Origin of the sequence: Actinoplanes auranticolor (assembly GCF_018332655.1) — a bacterium.
Lineage (GTDB): Bacteria > Actinomycetota > Actinomycetes > Mycobacteriales > Micromonosporaceae > Actinoplanes > Actinoplanes auranticolor.
The window spans coordinates 1-21,100 of record NZ_BOQL01000019.1; the positions used below are offsets into that span (position 1 = coordinate 1).

Below are 21,100 nucleotides of genomic sequence, written 5' to 3' on the forward strand. Positions count from 1 at the left end.
CCACGACGGTCTCGTCAGCCTCGCCTGCGCCATGATCTGCTGGCGCCGCTTGATCAGATGGACCGGGTAGAGATCGCGTTAGGAGCTCTTAGGATGACCTGCAAGCCAGGCCTGAAGACACTGAAGGCCGAGATCGTCAGTTCCGATCTCGGCCGTGTGCTTAATGTGTGTCCGAGGGGGGACCCAGACACCCGTACAACGCACCCATGCTCAACATGAGTGTTCATGCGGTGAGCCTAACGTGGTTACCAGCAGCGCCGGTAGCTGCGCCTGGACAATCCAGCGGCCCGCCGGACCCGTCTGACGACAACTCCGGAGAGAGGCGCCCACGCACCGACCCGCCCGCCGGATACCCGACTGGCCCAAAGCCCTACGCGCCAAGCGACCCCGGCGGCGCATCTCGCCGGCGAGAACGGTGTGGTCGGTAAAGTGATCGTCGACCTCACGTGACCCGCGTCGTGGGTTCGGCGGCCCGCTCGTCACGGTCGAGGCCGGTGTGCTGGTGCGTGCGCGTCGAAGTGGCAGGCGGAGAGAATGGGCCAGGTCAGTATGGCCATCTCCGACGGCGTGTGGACGCAGTCGCGTTGTAGCCAGTCGGTGGCCACCCCGACGAGCGCGCCCGCAACAAACGCGGCGGGCACATTGTGCGGATCGTCGGGCGTGGCCGCGCTCTTGCCGGTGGATCTCTTCAGCCCGGCGGCCGCCATGCGGCGCCGGATGTGGTCGATGACGCGGGCGCTTCCCTGCGGTCCCAGCAAGCTGCGATACAGGCTGGCGTACTCGGCCAGAGCAGCGAAGAAAGTCTGCAAAGACTCGATCGGATCCCCGGTCTCGGGGTCGCCGCCCAGGGCAGTCATCACCTCGACCAGCTCGTCGATCATCCCGGTGCAGGCGGCCTCGGCCAGCTCGTGCACGTCCCGGTAGTGGTCGTAGAAGGTTGAGCGGCTCACGCCGGCCCGCTCGGCGACGTCGGCAACGCTGATCTGCGACAGCTCCCGATCCTCAACGAGACGGATCAGCGCGCCCTGCAGTGCCGCATGGGTACGCCGCACCCGCCGATCGCCCGCGGGAGGGCCGCCTTCCGTCATGGTCACACCATCAGCATATATTGCCTACAGATGTAGGTTAAGCTACAGTCGTAGGGAAACTTCGATCGGAGGAATTCCGTCATGACCACAACCCTCGGCCTGATCGGGGCCGGCATGATCGGCACCACGGTGGCCCGCCTGGCCGTGGCCGCCGGCCTGGACGTCGTCCTGAGCAACTCCCGCGGCCCCGACACCCTCACCGACCTCGTCACCGACCTCGGTGAGCACGCCCACGCCGGCACTCCCGCCGACGCCGCGCGCTACGGCGACCTCGTGGTAGCTACCATCCCGCTCCACGCCTACCGCCAGCTCCCCGCCGCGGAACTGGCCGGCAAGACCGTGATCGACACGATGAACTACTACCCGCAACGCGACGGCCGCATCGCCGAACTGGACTCCAACCAGTTCACCTCCAGCCAGCTGGTGCAACAGCACCTGGCCGACTCCCACGTGGTCAAGGCGTTCAACAGCATCACCTACATCAGCCTCGCCAACCGGGCGCGTCCCACCGGCGACCCCGACCGCAGCGCCCTGCCCATCGCCGGCGACGACCCCGCCGCCAAAGCCCAGGTCACCGCACTGCTCGACACCCTCGGCTACGACACCGTGGATTTCGGCACCCTCGCCGACAGCTGGCGCAGCGAACCCACCACCCCGGTCTACGTCCAGCCCTACTTCGCCGGAGAGCCACCCAAGGGCCTCGATCCGGAGGAGGAATTCCGCTGGCACCTCACCAACCCCGGCGCCCCCGTTCCCGCAGACCAGATCAGAAAACTCCTCGACTCCGCCGTACGCGGCACCGCCGGCGGATACCTACCCGGACTAGAAACCGCATAAGTAGCGAATACTCATTGGCTAGACACCTTCCGAGTCGGGGGTCTGGCGCTGATCCGCTGTGAGGCTTTTCGGTGATCGTCTCGACAGGTGCTCACCGTAAGCCGGGCAACCGTGATCCAGTCCGCGGGCAACGGCGTGCGCATCGCGGGCGAGTGGGTGCTCGACGACCTCGAACACGTGCGGGACTTCACAACGGAGCTGGCCTACTCCACGACCAAGCTCCACAACGTCCTGTTAAAACCTGCACCGTCGCTGCACCCGGGCCTAGCGGCCCTCCGGATCTGTACCGAAGCCCTGCTCGCCGGATGCGCTGGCCGGGGCACTTCCCCACTCCTCCGACCCGAAGTGAGTCCGATGAGCAACATCGAGTTCGTTCAGGCATACAGCACCTTCATCGAATCCACGATGCTCGACGAGCAGGCGTTCCTCGCCAAGCTGCCGCACTACATCACCGATGAGTCCGTTCTGACTGAACCCGACAGTCTTTTCGGCCGCCTCGTCGGAATCAACGGCTGGAACCAGTGGCGCACTGCCGCAGCCGACATGGCGATGCGAACCGGTGTCCGGTTCGTGACCGGCGGATCACAGTTCTTCGAGAACGGCGACACCGTGCTGCACTACTACGAGATCGACTTCTCCGCGCGCGAAGGCTATCGGAGCGGCTGGCACACATCGATCATCGAACGGTACGACTTCGCCGGCGGCAAAATCGCCAAGCTGACCGCCTACTACGCCGACACGACAGCATTCCTCAAGTACTTCTCTTGACCACCGTCTCGCCGGTGTGCACGCGTTGGCCGACTCGCGGACGATGGAAAAGAGTCCGGCAAACTCATATCGAAGTCCGCTGCGCCAATCTGCAGATGCCCTGCACGGCACGAGGAGCACCTGGCCGACGTCATCGCCGGCTGCGGTGCCGGCGTCTACCACGACGTGATCCGCGGCTGGTGGTCGGTGCGCGCCGTCACGCAGTAAGAGCAACCCAAAGCGCCAAATGCCGCAGTGCGGTCCCGGCCGCTCGGGCCCGTCCCGTCTTTTCTCTGGAGTTCTCCGTGTTCATCGCCTATGTCGTCGTCGCTGTCCTGCTGTCGCTGGCACTGCTCATGTCCGCCCGTGCCGACATCATCCGCGACCCGAAGATCACGGAGCCGCTCAAAGCGCTCGGGGTGCGTGACAGCTGGTTCCTGCCTCTCGGCCTTGTCAAGATCGCGGGCGCGCTGGGGCTGCTCGCCGGCATCGTTTACCGCCCGCTGGGCCTCGCGGCGGCGATCGGTGTCGTCCTCTACTTCCTGGGCGCTGTGATCACGCACCTGCGTGCGGGCGACAAGAAGGGCGTCGGTACGCCGGCCGCCATCATGCTCGTCGCCGTGGCTCCGCTGGTGCTGGGCCTCGCGACGCTCTGAAAGCCCTCCACGCTCCTCGCGGAGATCGCCGGCGCAGCGGCGACCTGACGACGGTGCAGCCCGCGGGTCCGGGGAGGAGAGCAGGTGCCGGCGATCGGCGGCACCTACTCTCCTCCCCCAGTCCGGGACGTCCCCGCTGCTGCGCCTGGACGGCCTGAACCCGAACGGAGAGAACCCGTGAACGTCACCGTCTCGGCCACGCCGACGCCATCGGATCCCTCGCCGTCGCCGAGTTCCTCGATCGCGGCCACGCCGTCACCCTCTACGCTCGCCATCCCGGCAAGATCCCCGCGTCCTGGGGCGACCGCGTCCACGCCACATCGAGCGGATCGATCTCCTCACCGACGACAACGCCCGTTACTACGGGCGCCGAGCTGGCGAACCTGCTCGGGAACCTTCCGCGCGTCGCGTCGTCGGCTGTCACGTCCGGCATCGCCCTCGCCCGCGACTGCCTAGTGTCTCGTGATGCTGGTTGCGTTATGGCCGCAGACGATCGTGCAGACCTGCATCATCCACCTGATCCGTAACACCTTCGGCTGGCATCCAAGCGGGACTGGCCTGCACTGCAACGCGACGTCAAACCGATCTACACCGCCGTGAACGCCGCCGCGGCCCGGGGGAGCGTTCGAGCAGCTCGCCGAGACCTGGGGGCAGCGTTACCCGGCGGTCGTCAGGCTGTGGGACAACGCCTGGGACGAGTTCATCCCGTTCCTGGACTACGACCTGGAAATCCGCCGGGTGCTGTGCTCCACGAACGCGATCGAGTCGTTGAACGCCCCCTACCGCCGGCTACCGCCGGCTACCGCCGGCGATCAAGGCCCGCGGTCACTTCCCGTCCGAGCAGGCCGCCCTGAAATGTCTCTACCTGGTGACCCGGTCGCTGGACCCGACCGGCCAAGGCCGAGCACGATGGGCGGTGCGCTGGAAACCAGCACTGAACGCACCTTCGGCAACCGGTTCCCGGCCGCCGAAAACTACTAACCGAAGAAGCCGGAAACACCGTTAGCGCGGCTCTGGCTCACATTCGGTGGTGACTTTCCGTAGTCGTCACGCGTGCCCCTTGGGTCTGTCGTGGTGGAAGAATCGAGACCTCCATGTCGCGCCCCGCGAACGCCCAGGGCCCGAAGGGGCGCCCGTTTAGCGAGCTTTGCAAGGATCATTCACCGGTGCCAGGCTGGATTTCGGGCCGCTACGCGGAGCTACCACCGAATGTGAGCCAGAGCCGTTTTCTTGACACTCCCCGACGGGACCCCGGAGATAGAAAGTGCCCTGTCGGGCCTGTCATGAGTCCGGGCATCGTCACCAATGTCGTTCACCGGTTACCGGACTGCGCGGGCGTAAGCGCCGGCGCTGATCCCGAAGGCTTTCCGGAAGTATCGGTTGAATTGACTCTGGTCGAAGTAGCTCAGGCGTGGTGCTACGTCGACCATCGGAAGGCCCTGTGCGAGCAGAGCCCGGGCGCTCGCCAGCCGCAGCAGGGTGCGGTATCGGTGGGGCGGGACGCCGTAGGCCTGGCGGAAGCTGCGCTGCACGTGGTGGCGGCTGAACCCGGCGACCGCAGCGAGTTCGTCGAGGGTGATGTTGCTGTCGATCCGGTCGCGCAGGATCTGCCGCACCGTGCGCAGGGCGCGGGGGCGGTGTGGCTCGGTGACGGTGCCCGGGGGCGCCGCGTGCCGGTCGACGAGTTTGCGCAGCAGGGCGGCGGACATGGCCTGGAGTGTCTCGTGGTCTAGGCCGGTGGTGAGGCCGAGGTGCAGGGTGGCGAATTCGGTGTGGAGCTCCGGATCGGCGTAATGGAGGTGGCTGAATCGAGGCGGTTCCTTTTGCGGGTTCGCGTCCAGCAGCGGTTGCGGGCGCAGCACGGTGAACGTGGTGAAATGGGCCGTGACGGGGCCGGCGACAAGCGGTTGGACCACCTCGTCCGGCTCCACGACAGTGATCGTCCCAGTCCCGGCCGGTGGGTGGTCGAGGCCGCGGTATCGCAGCGGTGGGGCGGTGTCGCTGCAGGTGATGGAAAGCGTGTATCCCCGGTCCAGCATGTACTCGGAATAGCTGTGAGACCCCCGCACGAACAGCACCTCGAGCCAGGGCAAACTCCTGGGACGCCATCTCTGGACCGGGTGCGAGCGACCCGCGCAGGCGCTGGTGGCACATGGTTGCTTGTACGAGCTGGAGGCTGTCGAGATCGGGTGCACCGCTGTGCTCCTCCGTGGCTGGACTCGCCGTCGCTCAGGGGACCTGCGAGGGCTTTCTAGGAGAAATGCGGGCGCGTGAACTCGATGATCGCCACGCGCTGGGCGGTGAGGCCGTCGAAGCGCTGCTCAAGCCAGCCGGCCGGGCCCGCGTTGACCTCGGCGCGCACTCGCCTGATCAGGTGGGCGGGGCGGTTGCCTCGGTCTTTCGCCGCATCCAGGCCCTGGCCTGGTCAACCAGTTGCTGCGGCGCGTCGGGGGCGAAGCTCGCCGCGAGATTGTCCGCCGAGGCCCGGCCGGCCGCTTCGGCGCGGGCGAACATCGCTGTTTCGTACGTGGTGAGGGCTGCTTCCACATCGGTGTCTTCCGCCAACGCGGCGCCGAGTTCGGCGGCGTCGAGCAGTGCGAGGTTCGCTCCTTGACCGGCGAACGGGGACATCACGTGCGCCGCATCGCCGAGCAGGGTCACGCCGGGGGTCCGCGCCCACCTGAGCCCTACCGGAAGGGCGTGGATCGGGCGCGGAACCAGGGGTCCCTCTCCCTCGCCGATCAGCGCTCGGAGGCCGGCCGCGAAGTCGTGGAAAATCTCGAGGAGCCGCTTGCGGGCGTCGGTGTCGTCCGCGAGCTTGCGGGCCCAGTTCTCGTCGCTTCGGACCGCCGCGAGATAAGTTCTGATCGTGCCGCCGCCGTTGCGCTGGGCGATGATTCCGTGGCCGTCCGCAAAAGCGTACATCGATCCAGGCCCGACCAGGTCCGCCGCCTCGGGATGCGACGTGTCGACGTCGGACAGGAGGTCCTCGACGAAGCAGACGCCGGTATAGCGGGGGACCGCTTGCGTCAGCAGCGGGCGTACCTTCGACCAGGAGCCGTCGGCTCCCACGAGGACCTTGGCCTGAACGGTCTCACCGTTGCCCAGGGTGAGTTCGGTGCGCCCGCCGCCCGGCCTCGTCACCGAGGTCACCTTCGTGTTCCAGCAGATCACGCCCTCGGGCAGCGATGCGACCAGCAGGCGCCTCAGGTCGCCGCGGTCCACCTCGGGTCGTACGCCGGCGCCGCCCTCGTACGCCAAATCGAAGTGCACGGTTCCGAACCGGTCGAGAAGGCGGGTTGTCTCGCCTGCGTCCCGCGAGATCGAGCGAAACTGTTCGAACAGGCCGGCCTCGGCAAGGGCCCGCTGGCCCGAGTCCGCGTTCAGGCCGAGCGTGCCGCCCGTGTCGCGGGCCCGCGCCGACGCGTCAAGCTCGTAAACCGTCGACGGGATCCCGCGTACGTGCAGGATGCGTGCCAAGGCCAGACCGCCCAGCCCACCGCCGACAATCGTCACGTGTCGTGTGGCCGCCAATTCCCCACCTTTCCTGGTCGCGGGCTGGCTCGTGCTTCATCGCCGGCCAGCTTGCCTGCCAACGTAGGAGCGCCCACCCGGCGGCGCTTGAACGGGCGAGCCAATCGGTGGGACTTGCGGGACAAGTGTTGGATGGGCGAATGACCGCTTCCCGCCGCCGGACGGCACGAACCGGGCCGGTCGGCGCGACGGCGCCGGCACACGGTTGTGCGCCGCCCTCAGCCGGTCAGGACGCGGCCGCCGGCGTACGGGTTCGCAGCCGTGACGCCCGAGTCGAAGATGTTGTGGTCACGGACTTCCACACCCCGACGGGCGTGCGCGCGCGAAGCTCGCCGGAGGACGACACGGAGCTCCGGTTGTACGCGGTGCGCCGCGGTACGTGGACGTTGCGCTACGACCGTACGAAGCTTGCGGTCCGGGCCGGCCAGTTCATGATCCATCGTGCCGGTGGCCTGGTCGGCTTCGACGCCGACCCCCGAACCGCCGCGCGGACGATCGGGATCCCCATCGCCGAGATCGGCGGCTACCGCGGTGACGTGCCGGTGGCCAGACCGGCGACCGCACCCGAGGTGCGGCTGCTGCTGGCGCACGCGAGCCTGCTGCACGACACGGTCGACGACCTGGAGGCGGCCGGCTTGTCCGCGGCCCGCAATGCCTTGATCGAGCTCGCTCGGGGCGTGGTGCGCCGGTACGTCGACGACACCCAGCCCGCCCTGGCGCCCGCCTTGGCGCGGGCTGCCCGCGAACTCGCCGACCACCGGCTCACCGACCATGAGCTGACACCGGGGCTGCTGGCACGCGAACTGCACGTTTCCGTACGCACGCTGAGCCGCGCCTTCGCCGCCACCGGCGAGACCACGGCCGGTTACATCCGGCGTCGCCGCCTGGAGGAGGCGCGCCGAGCCTTGACCGCCGGCCACACGGTCTCCGAGGTCGCGGCCCGCTGGCATTTCGCCGACAGCAGCCACTTCATCCGCGCCTTCCGCAAACGCTACGACCAAACCCCCACCCAGTACCTCTCCACCTGAATGTTGGCCTCGTGGCCAAACTTCGCCGGGACCGCAGTCCCCGTCGCGACCAGGTCAGCGTCATGCCGACCGCTATCAACCACCGAGGTCTTCTCGGGTCCGTAACGCGAACGGCTCTGGTGCTCTTTCGGTGGTGACGGAACGTGCTCGTGTCCATGTTGGATAGTGGTCCCGGTGTGTCGTTGATGATCTTGCTGGGGTGGTGTTCAGCGGGCTGGTTCCGTTGGTGGTCGAACAGGTGGAAGACGCCGGTGACAGGATCGGGGTGCGGGCGTCCACGCCGTTGGTGGCGGTGGTCTGCCCGGATTGTGGTGTGCTGACGGCCCGGGTGCATGGCTTTCATGAGCGGACCGTGGGTGACGTGCCCGTCGACGCACGCCGGGTGCAGGTCGTGGTGCGGGTGCGGCGGTTGGTCTGCCCGACGGTCGGGTGCCGCCGGACGTTTCGTGAGCAGGTCCCGGGAGTGTTGCAGCGCTATCAGCGGCGGACTGTGCCTCTTCAGGCTCAAGGTCGGGGCGGTGGCCCGGGAACTGGCCGGGCGTGGCGCGGCCAGGTTGCTGTCGGAATTGGCGGTTCCGCTGTCGCGGCACTCCACGGTCCGGGCGCTGCTGCGGATACCGGTGACCGCACCGCCGGTTCCACGGGTGCTGGGCGTGGACGACTTCGCGTTGCGGCGCCGCAGCCGCTACGCGACCGTGCTCATCGACGCGCAGACACGCCGGCGGGTGGACGTGCTGCCCGGCCGCAACCCGGACACCCGTACGACGCACCCATGCTCAACATGAGCGTTCATGCTGCGAGTTTAACGTGCGTGTCATGGCCCGAGGCGCACGTAGGGCAAAGATCGACAAGGGCGATCCCCCGCTCGGTGGAACCTGGATCAAAGGGATCGCGCTCAGCCGGACTTCATGGCGACCCCCGTTACGACGGTTGCCGCTGTTCTCACCGGGCAGAGGCATGATCACCGGCAGGTGATCAACGCGACGTGCTATGGCAACACGCGCCGGTTCGCCGAAGTGAAATCCGCCGGAACGCTGCGGGGCGCCGCAAAACCTTGTATCAGCGGGTTCGTCGGCGAGCTGCTGATGGCAACTGGGCACGGTTAGAAGCCCAGGTCATCATGCTCGCCGAACGCGAACGCGACTGGAACACCCAAGTCGACGCACCGATCATGCGTGCCCGTAGACCCTCCGCCTGCCCCGGCAACCGCCGCAGTCCCAGGGCAAGGTCGAGGCCGAGATCGCCGCCCTCCGCAAACTCCAATGGGTCAACGACACATCACCGCTGCCCTCACCGGCGACGAGCCAGCTACCCCTGGCGCAACTATTGCAATAAACCACCGCCGAAGGCTGCCCGGTCGAAGGCTTCTGCGAGATAGACTCAATAATCTCGCTGACAGCCGCCATGCGCGTTCAGCGGCAGGTTCTGCGCTTGGCGTCACTTCAACCCAGAGCGCGCAATTGAAGCGCGGCGAAACCGACCCCGATGACTCGAGCCACCCGAACGGGTTAAAACTTTGAGCCAAACCACTCTAGAATTCTATCCGGCGCTCACGGGCAGCTGTATCACTAGCCTCGCCGTAACGGAGGATTGCATGGGCTGGCCGCAAAGCACTACGCGAAACCAACGGCTCAATCGATCCGAATAATGTATCCGCATCTGCGCCATACAAGTACAAGATGACCTCGCCGCCACCAAATTCATCGCCGTCCAGCTCGCCTACACCATGGACCTCCAGAACCGTTTCTATTGCTCGTTCTAGGGCACGAACGGCGTCACGCGTCGCCTTCGCCCCAAAGTCATCATCACCTAACGAGAGGTGAACGATTACAGCTTGCTCGGACAGCTTCTCTACCCTCCTATCGACTAATTAAACTTGGCCCAAGAAAGCAATAATACACTGCGATATTGTCCAATTACGACCCCCTCCGACCCAACCCCGGGGAGTTCGCCTTGTTGGCCAATTTGTCCTTACCACCTAGCAGATCGATGACTTCCGACTCTACAGCCTCACGAGCATGCTGATCGCCACAGACGTGGATACAGGTGACCGGATCATCCGGATCACGCTTACCGGTACGTGCGTGTTCTGCGAGCCGGCGGTCGAAATTATTGGTTTGGCCAACGTACGGCAGACCTGAGTTCTTCTCTGTAAATACGTAGACCCCGCCGTCTCTGTCGCAGTTATGAACGAGCACTGGAGTGTTGCCGACGACTACAAAGAACGTGTGGAGTTCATCCACCGTTAGGTTATAGGCGGCGTCGAAGTGTCTGCTGTTCGTGTCGAAGCCCTGCACCGTTACAGCGTTGCCGGATCCCGATTGAAGCTCGTCGCCGATCGGGATGCTGTCAGCGCGTTGCCATTGCTTGGCGGTTTTATTCCAGTACGGGTGGTCCTCGGTCGTTACGATGCGCTCGTCGCCGACTCTCAGCTCATACAGAGTGTCGCCGTGCACCCAGGCGTGAGTGACGGTTCGTGGGCCGCGCTCGCCGGTTTCCGGCTTTTCGGCGATGACGCGGTCACCTTCCCGTACTTCGCTGATCAGCTTGTGGCTGCCGTCGGCCATGAGGACGCGAGTTTCGCCGGAGAAGCTATTACACGAGTTGCTCTTTGGCGCCGTAGGGTCGGCCGCTGACTTCGCCCCACTTGATTTGAGGTGGCCACTGAGAATGTCGTCCATCCCAGCAAGGCCCGTATCCATCAACGTACCGAGATAAAGGTCGTACAACTTCCCGTACCAGGCGCCGCACTTCTCGCGTCCCATGGCATTGCAGACGTGCGTCGCCAGGTCTGCTTGGTCTTGTGCGAGCAGGAGGGCGTTCGTAGAGCCGCCCAGGTTCTTCTCGGCGAGGAATTTGCCGGATTGCTCGACCCAACGGCGTTTGAATTCTTCCTTGTCCTCTTCGTGCATCTCGGCTGGCAGGACGACGGAGGTGGTTACGACGTCAGGGTTCTTGTTTTTGTCGGGTGCGCTGCCGGATTTTCCGTTGCCTTTTCCCCAGTTGACATTGTCGGTGGAGCCGCACCCTTTGTGGCATCCGGTGTCGGGGTTGTAGCCGTAGCAGTCGAATATGGCGCAGTCTTCTTCGATGAGTCCGCTGGGGTCGCTGCTGTTGGTGGGTGCGTTGCCGGCGTAGGCGTAGCCGTGCCACTGCTGCGGGTCAGTGAGGTCCTGGAGCGGGTCGACGCTGATGAATCGCCCGATGATGGGGTCGTACTCGCGGGCGCCCAGGTGGGTGAGGCCGGTGTTGTCCTTGGTCCCGCCGACGAAGCCCTTGTCCATGGTCATGGGCCAGGTGGTCGGGGCGGTGCCGCGGTCGGCGCCGAAGGGCAGGGTCCGTCGACGGGACACGCTGAGGTCGGCGTTGGCGACGGCTACTTCGCTGGTGTTGTGGTGGTCGCCGGTCAGCCAGGTGACGCCGGTGGCGGTTCGCGTGGCGATCGGGGTGGCGCCGAACGCGTAGTAGCGGGTGCCGGTGGCAGTTCCGGATGTGGGTTTGCGGATTTCGGTGCCGTCGTGCAGGTAGAGGGTGGCGCCGGTGGGGTCGCGGCGGATGAGGCGGTTGCCGTCGGCGTCGTAGAGGTAGCTGGTCTTGCCGGTGGAGTCGGTGACGGTGGCGAGGTGTCCTTCGGGGTCCCAGGTGAGGGTTTGGCCGGCTGTTCCGCCGGGGCGAGTGTGGGTGTTTCCTGTTTCGTCGTAGCCGTAGACGTCGGTCTTGGTGATGGCGCCGGTGGTCTCGACGGAGGTGACCGCGTGCGGTTGGCTTCCGGCCGGTCCGCCAGGGGCGGGGTACTGGTAGGCGCGCACGGTGGCGTTGACGTGGTCGGTTTCGACGGTGCGGTTGCCGACCTGGTCGTATCGGTAGGACTGCCAGTACCTGGCCGGTCCTCCGAGGGCGGCAGCGTCGGGGTCCGGCGCGCATTCAGTGGTGGTGGGTGTCCATGCCTCGGTGAGGCGGCGGTGGTGGTCGTAGCGGAAGCATTGGGTGTCGGCGGTGCCGCCGGCTGGGGTGTCGGTGATGGAGAGCAGGTTGCCGGCCGGGTCTTGCTGGTAGGTGTAGTTGAGGACTTCGGGCTTTTTTTCCGGCAGGACGCTGGTGTTGGTGAGCCTGCCGGTGCGGGTGTCGATGACGTGGGTCATCTCGGTCCGGTTGCCGTGCTGGCCGAGGACGAGCTGGGTGAGCTGGTCGAGTTTGTTGTAGGTGGTGGCATTGACGTAGATCTGCACTCCGGCGTTGAGCAGGATGGAGGGGTTGCCGACATCGTTGTAGCCGATGGTCAGTTTCTCGGCGGGTAGGCCGGTGACTGCGGGCAGGCTTGTGGTGGCGGTTTGGCCGTCTGGCCGGTAGGTGGCGGCGTAGGTGTAGGTGCAGGGGGTGGTGCCGGTGGCGGCGCACAGGCCGCTTTCGCTGTCGGGGAGGGTGATCCGGGTTTCGAGGGGCCGGCCGGCCGGGTCGTATTTGGTGACTTCGGAGGTGTAGGCGTTGGTGGAGCCGGCGGGTTCGTAGCGGATGGATTTGGTGAGCTGGCCTACGCCGTATTGCAGGGTGTCGTAGATCCATTCGGCGCGTACGGGTCCGTTGATGGAGTCGTTGCGGACGGTGGTTCTGCGGCCGAGCGGGTCGTAGGTGTTGGCGAGGGTGACGCCGCGGGCGTCGGTGGTGGTGGCGAGCCGGCCGACGGGGTCGTAGGTGTGAACGGAGGTGCCGCGGTCCGGGTCCTCGTCTTTGAGCTTTCGGCCGCGTTGGTCGTAGGTGTACGTCCAGGTGTTGCCGGCGGCGTCGGTCATCCCGGCGAGTTCACCGCGGTCGGTGTAGCGGTAGACCGTTTTGTCGAAGGTGGCGGGATCGTCACCGCCGGCCTGGGCGCGGCTCTTGTACTGGCGCAGTTCGACAGCGTTGCCGCGTGCGTCGGTGACGCCGGTGGTGGCGGTACCGCCCTCTGGTGGGATGACGGTGGTCTTCTCACCCGCGTAGACGGTCTTGGTGCGCCATTTCTCGTTTGTAGCCTCGTTGACGCCGATCTTGAAGATAGCGTCGGTGAGGCGTCCGGCGCCGTCGTAGACGTTGAGCGTCAGCGCCGGTACGGGCAGCGAGGGCTGTCCGGCAGTGTTGCCGACGAGGTCGGTTAACGGGGGCTGGTTGGTGGTGTCGTAGTAGGGCTGGGCGACCCAGTCGACCAGACCGCGGGAGTTGTAGACGGTGTCGGTGAGCACTCGGCCGCCGCCGGTGGCCTGAGTCTGGGTCTGACGCTCGCGCAGGAGCCCGTCGAGCAAGGTGATCGACGTGCGGTAGGCGGTGGTGCCGGTGGGCAGAAGCGTCTTGGTGGTGACGGCGGTCGGTGCGTTGTTGCGCATCAGGTAGATGTGTTCGATGGTGGGCGCGTTCGGGTAGGTGGTTTTCGCGCGTCCGGGTAGCCACACCTTGAGGCTTCTGCCGAGGCCGTCGTAGGTGACGTCGGTGCGGGCGGTGTTGGCGTCGTCGACGGTGGTCACCGGTACCTGCCACGCCGTGGCGAAGGTGGTGGTGACGGTGCGGCCCATCGCGTCGGTGGCGGTAGTCGCCGTCAGCGGTCCGGTCAGCTCCGGTGTGTAGGTGGTCGAGGTTTTGTGTTCGAGGGCGTCGTAGGTGTCCTTGATGCGCCCGACCTCGTCGTAGGTGGACTTTGCGGTGGTCGTCCAGGTCGGTGTGGTGCCGGACCAGGCGCTGATCTGCTCGACCTTGGCGACGTCACCCTTGACCGGCAGGTAGGTGTTCCAGTCTTTGTGAACGGCGTCGTAGGTGGTGCGGCTGCCGGCCAGCATGTCATCGGGCAGGCTGGGTGTGGTCGCGCAGTTGACGCCGACGGTCTCGGTTTTCTTGATGGCGCCGAGCATCCAGTTGCCGTCGTTGCGGGCGTACCAGGTGCGGATGCACCGGTCGTCGGCGGTGGTCGCCTCGTTGCCGAGGTCGTCGACCTTTTCGGGGAAGTTGTCGTCGTTGTAGGTGGTGACGGTCTTGGTCCAGCGGGTCGTGCCGTTGGACAGCTTGGTGCGGTTGCGCGTTGTGGGGGTGTTGACCATCGCCGCTTTGAGCGGTCCGGAGCTGGCGGTTTGCCTGGCCGCGGGTGTGCTGATGGTGCCGGAGAGCCAGGGGCCGCCCGCTCCGAGGGTGGTCGTCACTTCCCGGGCGATGCCGGCGTAGGCGTCGTGGTCGGTGATCTCCTGCTGTTGGGAGTCGGTGACCGTCTCGGTGCGGGTGCCGTTGGGTTGTTTGTCGCCGTGCATGCCGCGGAAGTAGCGGTACTCGGTGGCCGACTGCACCCCGGATTCGAGACCCTTGCGCACGCGGACCTTGCCGTACCCGCGGAACTGGCCCCAGGTGCGCTTCTTCTCGTCGACGAGTTCGGAGTCGTCGTAGTGCCAGGCCGGGGCGTCGAGATAGTCGTAGTTGACCTGCTCGTGGTCGAAGCCGCCGGTGTTGTCGTACACGTCGACGCGGGTGACCCGGTACTTGTGGAACCAGTCGAGTTCCGCGGTCTCGCCGGCCGGTGCGTAGTACTGCGGGAAGCACGTCTTGGTGTTGTCGTGCACTGTCGGCAGGGCGGTGCGCCGGCACTCCGGCTGGGAGTAGGTGATCGCGATCTGGGCGCCGGAGGCGGTGGTGATGGTGTTGACGCGGTACCGGAACAGGTCCGATCGGCCGTCGGAGCTGCCGGCGTCGACCCGGTTCGGGCGTGGTTCGCTGCCCGGGTCGAACACCACTTCCGGTTCGGATTCCTCGCCGCCGCCTGCGGTGATGACCTTGCCGGTGCGGGTGATGCCGGCCAGCCACATCGGGTCGCCGCTGTTCTCGCCGGTCTGCAGATACTTGTGCCGCAGCGTCCACCACGTCACATCGGAGAACGTGTCGCCGGTGCCGGTATAGACCTGGGAACGGATGCGGGACAGTCGCTTCGCGGTCCAGAAGGTGACCGCTTGCTGGTCGACGCAGGGCGCCGCCTTGCAGAACTGGTCCCAGGGTGTGTCACGCCACGAGCCCTGCACCGGATCGGTACCGGACCAGCAGGTGGTTTCACATCGGTCCGCCACATCGAACAGCACCCGAGCGGCTGGCTGGGTGGTGATGCTCGCGTTGGCGCGGTTGCCGTACTCGATGCGGGACAGCCACCCGCCGCGGTCGTAGGTGGTCCGCTTGTCCTTGTTGCCTTCGCGGCCGTAGGCGCCGGTCTCCCGCTCGTAGAAGTAGTTCATGGTGTTGCCGTGGGTGTCCACGACGTAGTCGAGGTTCCACCGCCAGGCCTGCGTGGTGCGGGAGGCCGAGAAATCGCCTGCCGCATAGCCGGGCTCGTCGGGGTGGTTGCCGTACACCGGCACGGTCCAGACCGACTGGGTCGCCGTGGCGCCGGACGCTCCTGCGGGGCCCTTGCTGCGGCCGAAGAAGTACTGGATGCCGTCGGTGGTGGTGACTCTCCAGTACTCGCCGTCGGTGTCACCGTTGTCGTACGAGGGGTCCTTGAGCAGCTCGATGCGCGAGCCGTCGTCGGACACGCCTTTCCACCTGTCACCGGAGGACTTGACCAGTTCGGTGGCGCGACCGTTGAACGAGATGGTGGCGTTACCCTCCGGCTTGAGCCAGCACAGGTCCCCGCCGAAGTTGTTCTTGTTGTTGGCAGCCTTGCCGCGGATGTCGTCCTGGTCGTCGGCGCAGGGCTTGTACTGCCGCTCGATGTATCCCGGCCACATCTCCCAGCCGTCACCGATCCATGAGCCCTGGCTGTTGGTACCCGCCGTGCGGCCGTCGATCGAGCTCGAGGCGTAGCCGAGATCCAGCCGTGGTTCCGGTCCGCCGATCGCCGGCGGCACCGCCAAGGGGTACGACCAGGAGAACGCGCCGGTCTGCTGGGAGACGTTCCAGGTCGCGGCCGACGACAGACTGGTCGCGGTGTAGGTGCCGCTGTCACCGGACGCGCCGGCGGACAAGGCGACCATGGAGGCCTTGCCGTCGGCGGACACCGGCACGGTGGCGCTGGCCGTGCCGGTGCGGACGTCGTTGCTGGTGGGAAGGGGCCGGCCGGTGGCCAGGGAGGTCAGCCGCAGCCGCGATGCCCAGTCACCGCCGTACGCCTGGGCGAAGGCCCGGTAGTCGACCCGAACATCGACGCCGCCAGACTGTCGTACTCCGTCGGCGCGGGCGACCGACAGCAGCAGCCCGGAGACGCCGGCCTTGACCGTCGCCGCCCGGTCGGCAACCTCGACCGTGGCCCGGCGCACCGGCGCCGCTGCTGTGGCCGCGCGGCTGGCAGCGCCTCCGGTGGGCGCGGTGGTGGCCGACAGCCACACCGGCAACGTGCCGGCCCGCGTTCCCGTGGAGAGGGTGTTGGGGGTCCTAGCGGCGGCCTTGGCCGTCGCCGGCAGGTCCACGGTGGCAGCGCCTGCGGCGGGCCAGGTCACCGTCGCGGCGCCGCGTGCCTCCTTCTTGGCGGCGGTCCAGGTGGGCCGCACGGTGTGCTTCAGAGATTTGACCGGTACGCCGGCGGCCTCGGCCGGCGTGCGAGGAGTCCAGGGCGGCGCGGCTTCGGCCATGTCCGGCGCCTGTACGGCGACGGCGATCGCGACAGCGGCCGCCATCGCGGCGGCGATACCGCGCCGACGCCGACCCGCAGGACGTGAGCCGGCAACGAGCGGGCCGGGGCGTGAAGGGTGTGCGGCGGTCACGCGGTGACCTCTTTCCGGCTCGCAGGATCGGTTCGGCATGTTCGGAGCGTCAGGCCAGGGCATGGACGGCGATCTCCGCGGCGTCCCATACCCGCTGGGCGGCGTAGACGTGGTCGAGGTCGCCGACCCACGGCTGCGCGGGAGTGCTGTCGCCGATGATCAGCGCGTTGGTCGCCGACCAGGCGGCGGGCGCATCGACGGCGGCCGGTTCGGCTCCGCCGAAGTCGGGTGTGCCCTGCACGTACAGGCGAAGCTTCCCGGCGGGTTTGTCGTATATGCCGATGAGGCTGATGTAGTCGTCAGGTGCGACGAATTGGGTGGTGCAGACGCTGGCGCCGCCGGCGTTGGTCGTATCGGTGCTGGTCGCGGTGAAGCACCATGCCTGATCGGCTACGCCGTCGAGGTCGACGTCGATGTCGTTGCGGTAGCCGAGGGTGAACATCGAAGCGTTGGCGCCCTGCTGCGACACGGCGGCCCGTGACGCGCTCAGGTCGGTCAGGCGTACCCAGGCGGCCACGGTGAACCCGGCCGCGGCACTGGTGTTGAGGACAGGTGCGTCAGTGGCTAGCCGCCCGGTCCCGTCGAGGGTGACCGCTCCGTCGAAGCGACCGGATTCGGCCCATCCCACGCCGACGCCGAAGGTGGCGGAGTGCCCGGCCGGCTGTGAGGTCGCCACCGTGCCGGCGCTGTCGTCCATCCCCCACCGCCATTCGCCCTCGCTGGTGTTGACCAGGAACAGATACATCCGGGGGTCCGACGTGGCGCCGGTGGCGGTGCGCGACTGCACCGACAGCACGTTCGTGCTGTCCTTGGTCGGGGTGAGGGACACGCTCAGCGTGGTCCCGGTGAGTTCCTGGACCGACAGGTCGTCGAAGTAGACCGCCTTGCCGCTACCGGCGGCGAACCCGTTCCACACCCGCAGGTATGCCTCGGTGGCGTTGGTCGGCACGCTCATGACCACCGACAGCTGGACCCAGGTGTCGGTCACTGTCGGAGCGGGCGACATGACGTGGAAGAAGCTGCCCGCGACGGTGTAGGAAGGCGCCAGCCGCAGACCGCGGCCAGGTGACGTCGCGTTCAAGCCCGTGGCAGCCGGCACATACACCCAGCCGGTGACCCGGTACCGGCCTCCGGCACGCATCCCGAGCCGGAACCCGCTGCCGGCGTCACCGGCGATGGCGGCGTACTCGTTGTAGCCGCTGGTATCGCCGGTCGCCGTCGGGACGATCTTCAGCGAGTCACCGCCGGTGTGACCGCGGGTGGTATCGCGGGTGACGACCGCCGAACTGCCCGGTGTGATACCGCTCAGGCTGGACATGCTGGTCTGGTTGGCGGCCAGGCGTTCCGCGCCGGCAACACCGGCTGCGGCGGTGATGGGGTTGGCGTCGTTGAGGGAGTAGACGTACTCCGTCACTTCGCTCGCCCCGTTGGGCGCGAACGTGAACGCTCCGGGCTGGCCGGGTCCGCCGCTCCACGTTCCGGTCGTCTTCGGCGGATATTGCGAGCTGGTGACGGTGGGTAGCGTGGGGTCCTGGGTGTTGACGGCGAACGTGAACCACGCCGAGTAGTCGCCGCACTGGTAGCTGTCACAGGCCCGAGCGCGCCAATGGTAGGTGTGGTCCGGCAGCGGTTGCTTGGAGAACGGGGTGATGCGCCAGAGCCGGAAACTGCCGGAGGACACACCGGTGACCGTGGTGCCGGACTTCGCGAGCTGGGTGCCCTTGGTGCTGTTGTAGACCTCGTACTCGGTACGCACCGTCCCGCCGTCAGGGTCGGAGACGGTGGCCCACAGCCGCGGCGTCCCGGACCGCACGACCGCCGGAGAATTACACGCCGAATAGCACGAGTCGATCTTTAACCCGGTCGGCACATTGGGCCGCCGGTTGTAGGTCATGCTGACATACGGCGTGTGCGAGGACGCCTCCGAGGAATTGAACTTCTTCCAGCCGGCGTTGGTCGTCTCGCTCGTCGCGCGCAGCCCGACGTTGGCCCGGTTACCCGTGCCCGACAGCAGCGCCTGGAACGTCTTCTGCACCGACACCGACACCCAGCCGTCACCGCAACCGGAGTTGTAGCCCTTCGTCCCGCTGGACGTGCCGTCCTTCTCCCGCCACGTCGGCTGGTTACCCCACCGCAGCGTCTCGTCGACATAGTCGACCTGCCACGCCTCCCAGCTCGCCGCGGTACAGGACCATGACTGGTAGTTCCACAGGAACAGCTCCGCCTTGGTCACCTTCGCATCGCGCAGCTCGGCCAGTCCGCCGAAGCTGAGGTAGGACCGCGCCTTGCACTCCGAGGAGCAGCCCTCCGCAGGGTCGACGACCCGGCCGATCTTCAACTCGTCGGCACCGGACTTGTCGGTGTTGGTGATGGTGTTCTGCACGTACGCGTCGAACTTCGGTTCGACGTTGATCGCGGGATCGACCGTGACCGGGTACTTCAAACCGGGGTCGGCCAGGAACGCCGCGCTGGGCGTCAGCACCATGTCGGTGTTGCCGCCGGCATTGCCGCGGATCGCCACATCGACGTCCGCCACGTGCGCCGGCTCCCCGGTGGTCGGTGAGGTGCGGGCGTCCCACATGACCGCCTCGGACACCTGCACGCCGGCACCGGACGCCGACTTCAAGCTCAGCTCGGTTCCGGCGACCGCGGGGCTGCTGGCCGTCATCGACCCGTCATCCCATGGCAGCGCAATGGTCGCCATGGCCGCCGCCGCCTGCGCGTTGTGCAGCACCACGAAATACTCGTAACCCGACCGGCCGGCCTCCACCACCAGGTCCACACCCGGGCGCACCTCCCGGTACGTAGCCTTACGCCCGTCCAGCACCGGCTCCGGCAACGCACCGCGCCATCCCAGAGCAGTGCGGGTATCCGAGGCGCCCAAGGTCACGAACCCGGTCGTGTCCGCAGAACGCTTACCGGACAACGTCAACCCGTACGGATGCGCCTTCGGCGCCACACTGCCATCCGAGCGGCGCTGCATCGCCAGGTCCACATCCACCCAACGTCCGCTGCCGTCGCGGGTACGGACCGGCGCCACATGCGTCTCAGCCCGGTAAGAGCCGTCCGGCAACGCCCACACCCGCAACGTCTCAGTGGTCCGACCGGTCACCTCGACCGGCTGACGACTCCGATACGCCAGCGCCGCGGCCTGCGCCTCAGTGGTGGCCGTCTGCGGCACCGGCGACTTCAGAGCCGGCGAAGCCTCAACAGGGGCGGCATCCGCGGGTGCGGCACCTACCAACGCGGACAGTGCCAGAGTGCTGACGAGGGTCCCGGACAACCATGACCGCCTCCGACGCGCTGGCCCAGCCCATGACGCAGTACCCATCGCTGCCGCCCCCCGTGGATTCGCGGAGCTCAGCGGAGAACCCACGCAGGGCACACGCTATGACACACCCAGCCACCACACACGATCTTGACAAACAGACATCGATGGGCAAGCACACCTCGATATCCAGGTGGGACCAGATCGAGGCACATGGAAGCACTCCAGAAGTGTCCGATCGGACGACAACGCGGTATCCGATCGGACACTCAGTACGGCAGCCGCCGCTTGAGGTCGCAGTCCCGCGACGCCCCGTCGCAGCCGGCAGGCCACGCCAGCAGAAACCGCGACGAGCCGACCAGTTGCCAGACCAACGTCACGACGCCCCCCTGGTCCCGCACGCATCAGGCCGTACCGCGCACCAACCGCGGTATGTCAGTGCGTCGCTGGGCATGGGGGTGCCGGCGGTGGCTGGGTCACAGCGGTGGCACAAGCTCCGAGCAAGTGGACTTCATGTAGCCACCCACATTCGTACCGTTGCAGACTTCGACGCCGTCGACGAGCGCCCTCACCGGCTGCCCGTCGTGGCTGTACTTCGTACGGCGGGCGGTGATCTGCACGAACGACACGGCGTGCGGTGCGAGCTCCACTCGCCAGGGCAGTTGCTGATTCAACAGGGTCGTGGTTTCCGTGCGTGCTGGATCGGTGTACCAGATGTCCACTCGCCCCTCGCCTGACACTTCGTACGTGACCGCGGCGACTCGCAGGGCTCTGCTCGGCGTGGTGGAGGGGGACGCGGACGGCCGCGGCGCCTCGGCCTCGGGTGTTGCCGGCCGTCCGTACACCCAGACGACAGCCGTCGTGATGGCCGCAAGGACGACCGCGGTCCCGACCACCAGCGTGGAGCGACGGCGTTGCCTTTGCCGATCCTGTGCTGTAGCGCCCACCGATTGTCCCCTCGCGTGCATCGTGATGATCGGCGACATTCGATCATGACGACGAGCAGCTGCGCGACCGCACCTGGCCTCGAACCCTCGTCGGAGGCTGCCCAAGAATCGGCCAGAAACGTAGGCTGCCTTCGACCCGGACAAAGAGGGCTCGTCGAGAGCCCTACGTTGCTGTGCCGAACGACGCATGCAGAGCGCAGATCTCCCGCCGCGCCCGACGATCATGATCGCCTGCGGCAGGGGCGCGGCCGGTCACGTCGGCACGCGCGTGCTACAGAGAGCCTTTTCCATCCTCAGTA

General features: G+C 66.9%; 10 protein-coding genes and 2 pseudogenes. 6 read left to right on the plus strand and 6 right to left on the minus strand.

From position 1 onward, the window contains the following. Positions 1-479: 479 nt before the first annotated feature. Positions 480-1,088: a TetR/AcrR family transcriptional regulator gene (locus Aau02nite_RS11395; protein ID WP_246595063.1), complete on the minus strand. Its 609-nt coding sequence runs from the start codon at positions 1,086-1,088 to the stop codon at positions 480-482. 81 nt (positions 1,089-1,169) lie between these two features. Between Aau02nite_RS11395 and Aau02nite_RS11400 the strand changes: the two genes are divergently transcribed. The 4 genes and pseudogenes from Aau02nite_RS11400 to Aau02nite_RS11415 all read left to right on the plus strand — a co-directional run. Then, complete coding sequence (locus tag Aau02nite_RS11400) at positions 1,170-1,925, plus strand: NADPH-dependent F420 reductase (protein WP_212988340.1); 756 nt, start codon at positions 1,170-1,172, stop codon at positions 1,923-1,925. A gap of 87 nt (positions 1,926-2,012) precedes the next feature. Beyond that, positions 2,013-2,693: a hypothetical protein gene (locus Aau02nite_RS11405; RefSeq protein WP_212988341.1), complete on the plus strand. Its 681-nt coding sequence runs from the start codon at positions 2,013-2,015 to the stop codon at positions 2,691-2,693. A 284-nt stretch (positions 2,694-2,977) separates the two neighbouring features. After that, complete coding sequence (locus tag Aau02nite_RS11410; protein WP_212988342.1) at positions 2,978-3,328, plus strand: DoxX family protein; 351 nt, start codon at positions 2,978-2,980, stop codon at positions 3,326-3,328. 477 nt (positions 3,329-3,805) lie between these two features. Further along, positions 3,806-4,309: pseudogene (locus tag Aau02nite_RS11415) on the plus strand (transposase); the annotation flags it as partial. 338 nt (positions 4,310-4,647) lie between these two features. Here the strand turns inward: Aau02nite_RS11415 and Aau02nite_RS11420 are convergent. Further along, on the minus strand, positions 4,648-5,259 hold the full coding sequence (locus Aau02nite_RS11420) for a helix-turn-helix transcriptional regulator (protein WP_212988343.1): 612 nt from the start codon (positions 5,257-5,259) through the stop codon (positions 4,648-4,650). 439 nt (positions 5,260-5,698) lie between these two features. Continuing rightward, the gene (locus tag Aau02nite_RS11425; RefSeq protein ID WP_246595062.1) at positions 5,699-6,862 is read right to left on the minus strand and encodes an FAD-dependent oxidoreductase; all 1,164 of its coding nucleotides are present in this window, start codon (positions 6,860-6,862) and stop codon (positions 5,699-5,701) included. A 314-nt stretch (positions 6,863-7,176) separates the two neighbouring features. Here Aau02nite_RS11425 and Aau02nite_RS11430 point away from each other — a divergent pair, with 314 nt between their 5' ends. Next, positions 7,177-7,890 (plus strand): helix-turn-helix domain-containing protein, encoded by a 714-nt coding sequence (locus tag Aau02nite_RS11430; protein ID WP_212988344.1) that lies wholly within the window; start codon positions 7,177-7,179, stop codon positions 7,888-7,890. Positions 7,891-8,089: 199 nt separating this feature from the next. Next, positions 8,090-8,648 (plus strand): annotated as a pseudogene (locus tag Aau02nite_RS11435) (transposase family protein); the annotation flags it as partial. Between the two features lie 1,158 nt (positions 8,649-9,806). Here the strand turns inward: Aau02nite_RS11435 and Aau02nite_RS11440 are convergent. From Aau02nite_RS11440 to Aau02nite_RS11450, 3 genes are all read right to left on the minus strand, one after another. After that, the gene (locus Aau02nite_RS11440) at positions 9,807-16,454 is read right to left on the minus strand and encodes a polymorphic toxin-type HINT domain-containing protein (RefSeq protein WP_212988346.1); all 6,648 of its coding nucleotides are present in this window, start codon (positions 16,452-16,454) and stop codon (positions 9,807-9,809) included. Between the two features lie 181 nt (positions 16,455-16,635). After that, on the minus strand, positions 16,636-19,368 hold the full coding sequence (locus Aau02nite_RS11445) for a DNRLRE domain-containing protein (protein ID WP_212988347.1): 2,733 nt from the start codon (positions 19,366-19,368) through the stop codon (positions 16,636-16,638). Positions 19,369-20,330: 962 nt separating this feature from the next. Continuing rightward, positions 20,331-20,840, minus strand: coding sequence for a hypothetical protein (locus Aau02nite_RS11450; protein ID WP_212988348.1), 510 nt, complete (start codon positions 20,838-20,840; stop codon positions 20,331-20,333). Positions 20,841-21,100 lie beyond the last annotated feature (260 nt).

Coding starts and splice junctions, on each gene's coding strand:
- Aau02nite_RS11450 (WP_212988348.1), bottom strand. CDS start 20,840: ATGTCGCCGATCATCACGATGCACGCGAGGGGACAATCGGTGGGCGCT.
- Aau02nite_RS11400 (WP_212988340.1), top strand. CDS start 1,170: ATGACCACAACCCTCGGCCTGATCGGGGCCGGCATGATCGGCACCACG.
- Aau02nite_RS11395 (WP_246595063.1), bottom strand. CDS start 1,088: ATGACGGAAGGCGGCCCTCCCGCGGGCGATCGGCGGGTGCGGCGTACC.
- Aau02nite_RS11440 (WP_212988346.1), bottom strand. CDS start 16,454: ATGGCCGAAGCCGCGCCGCCCTGGACTCCTCGCACGCCGGCCGAGGCC.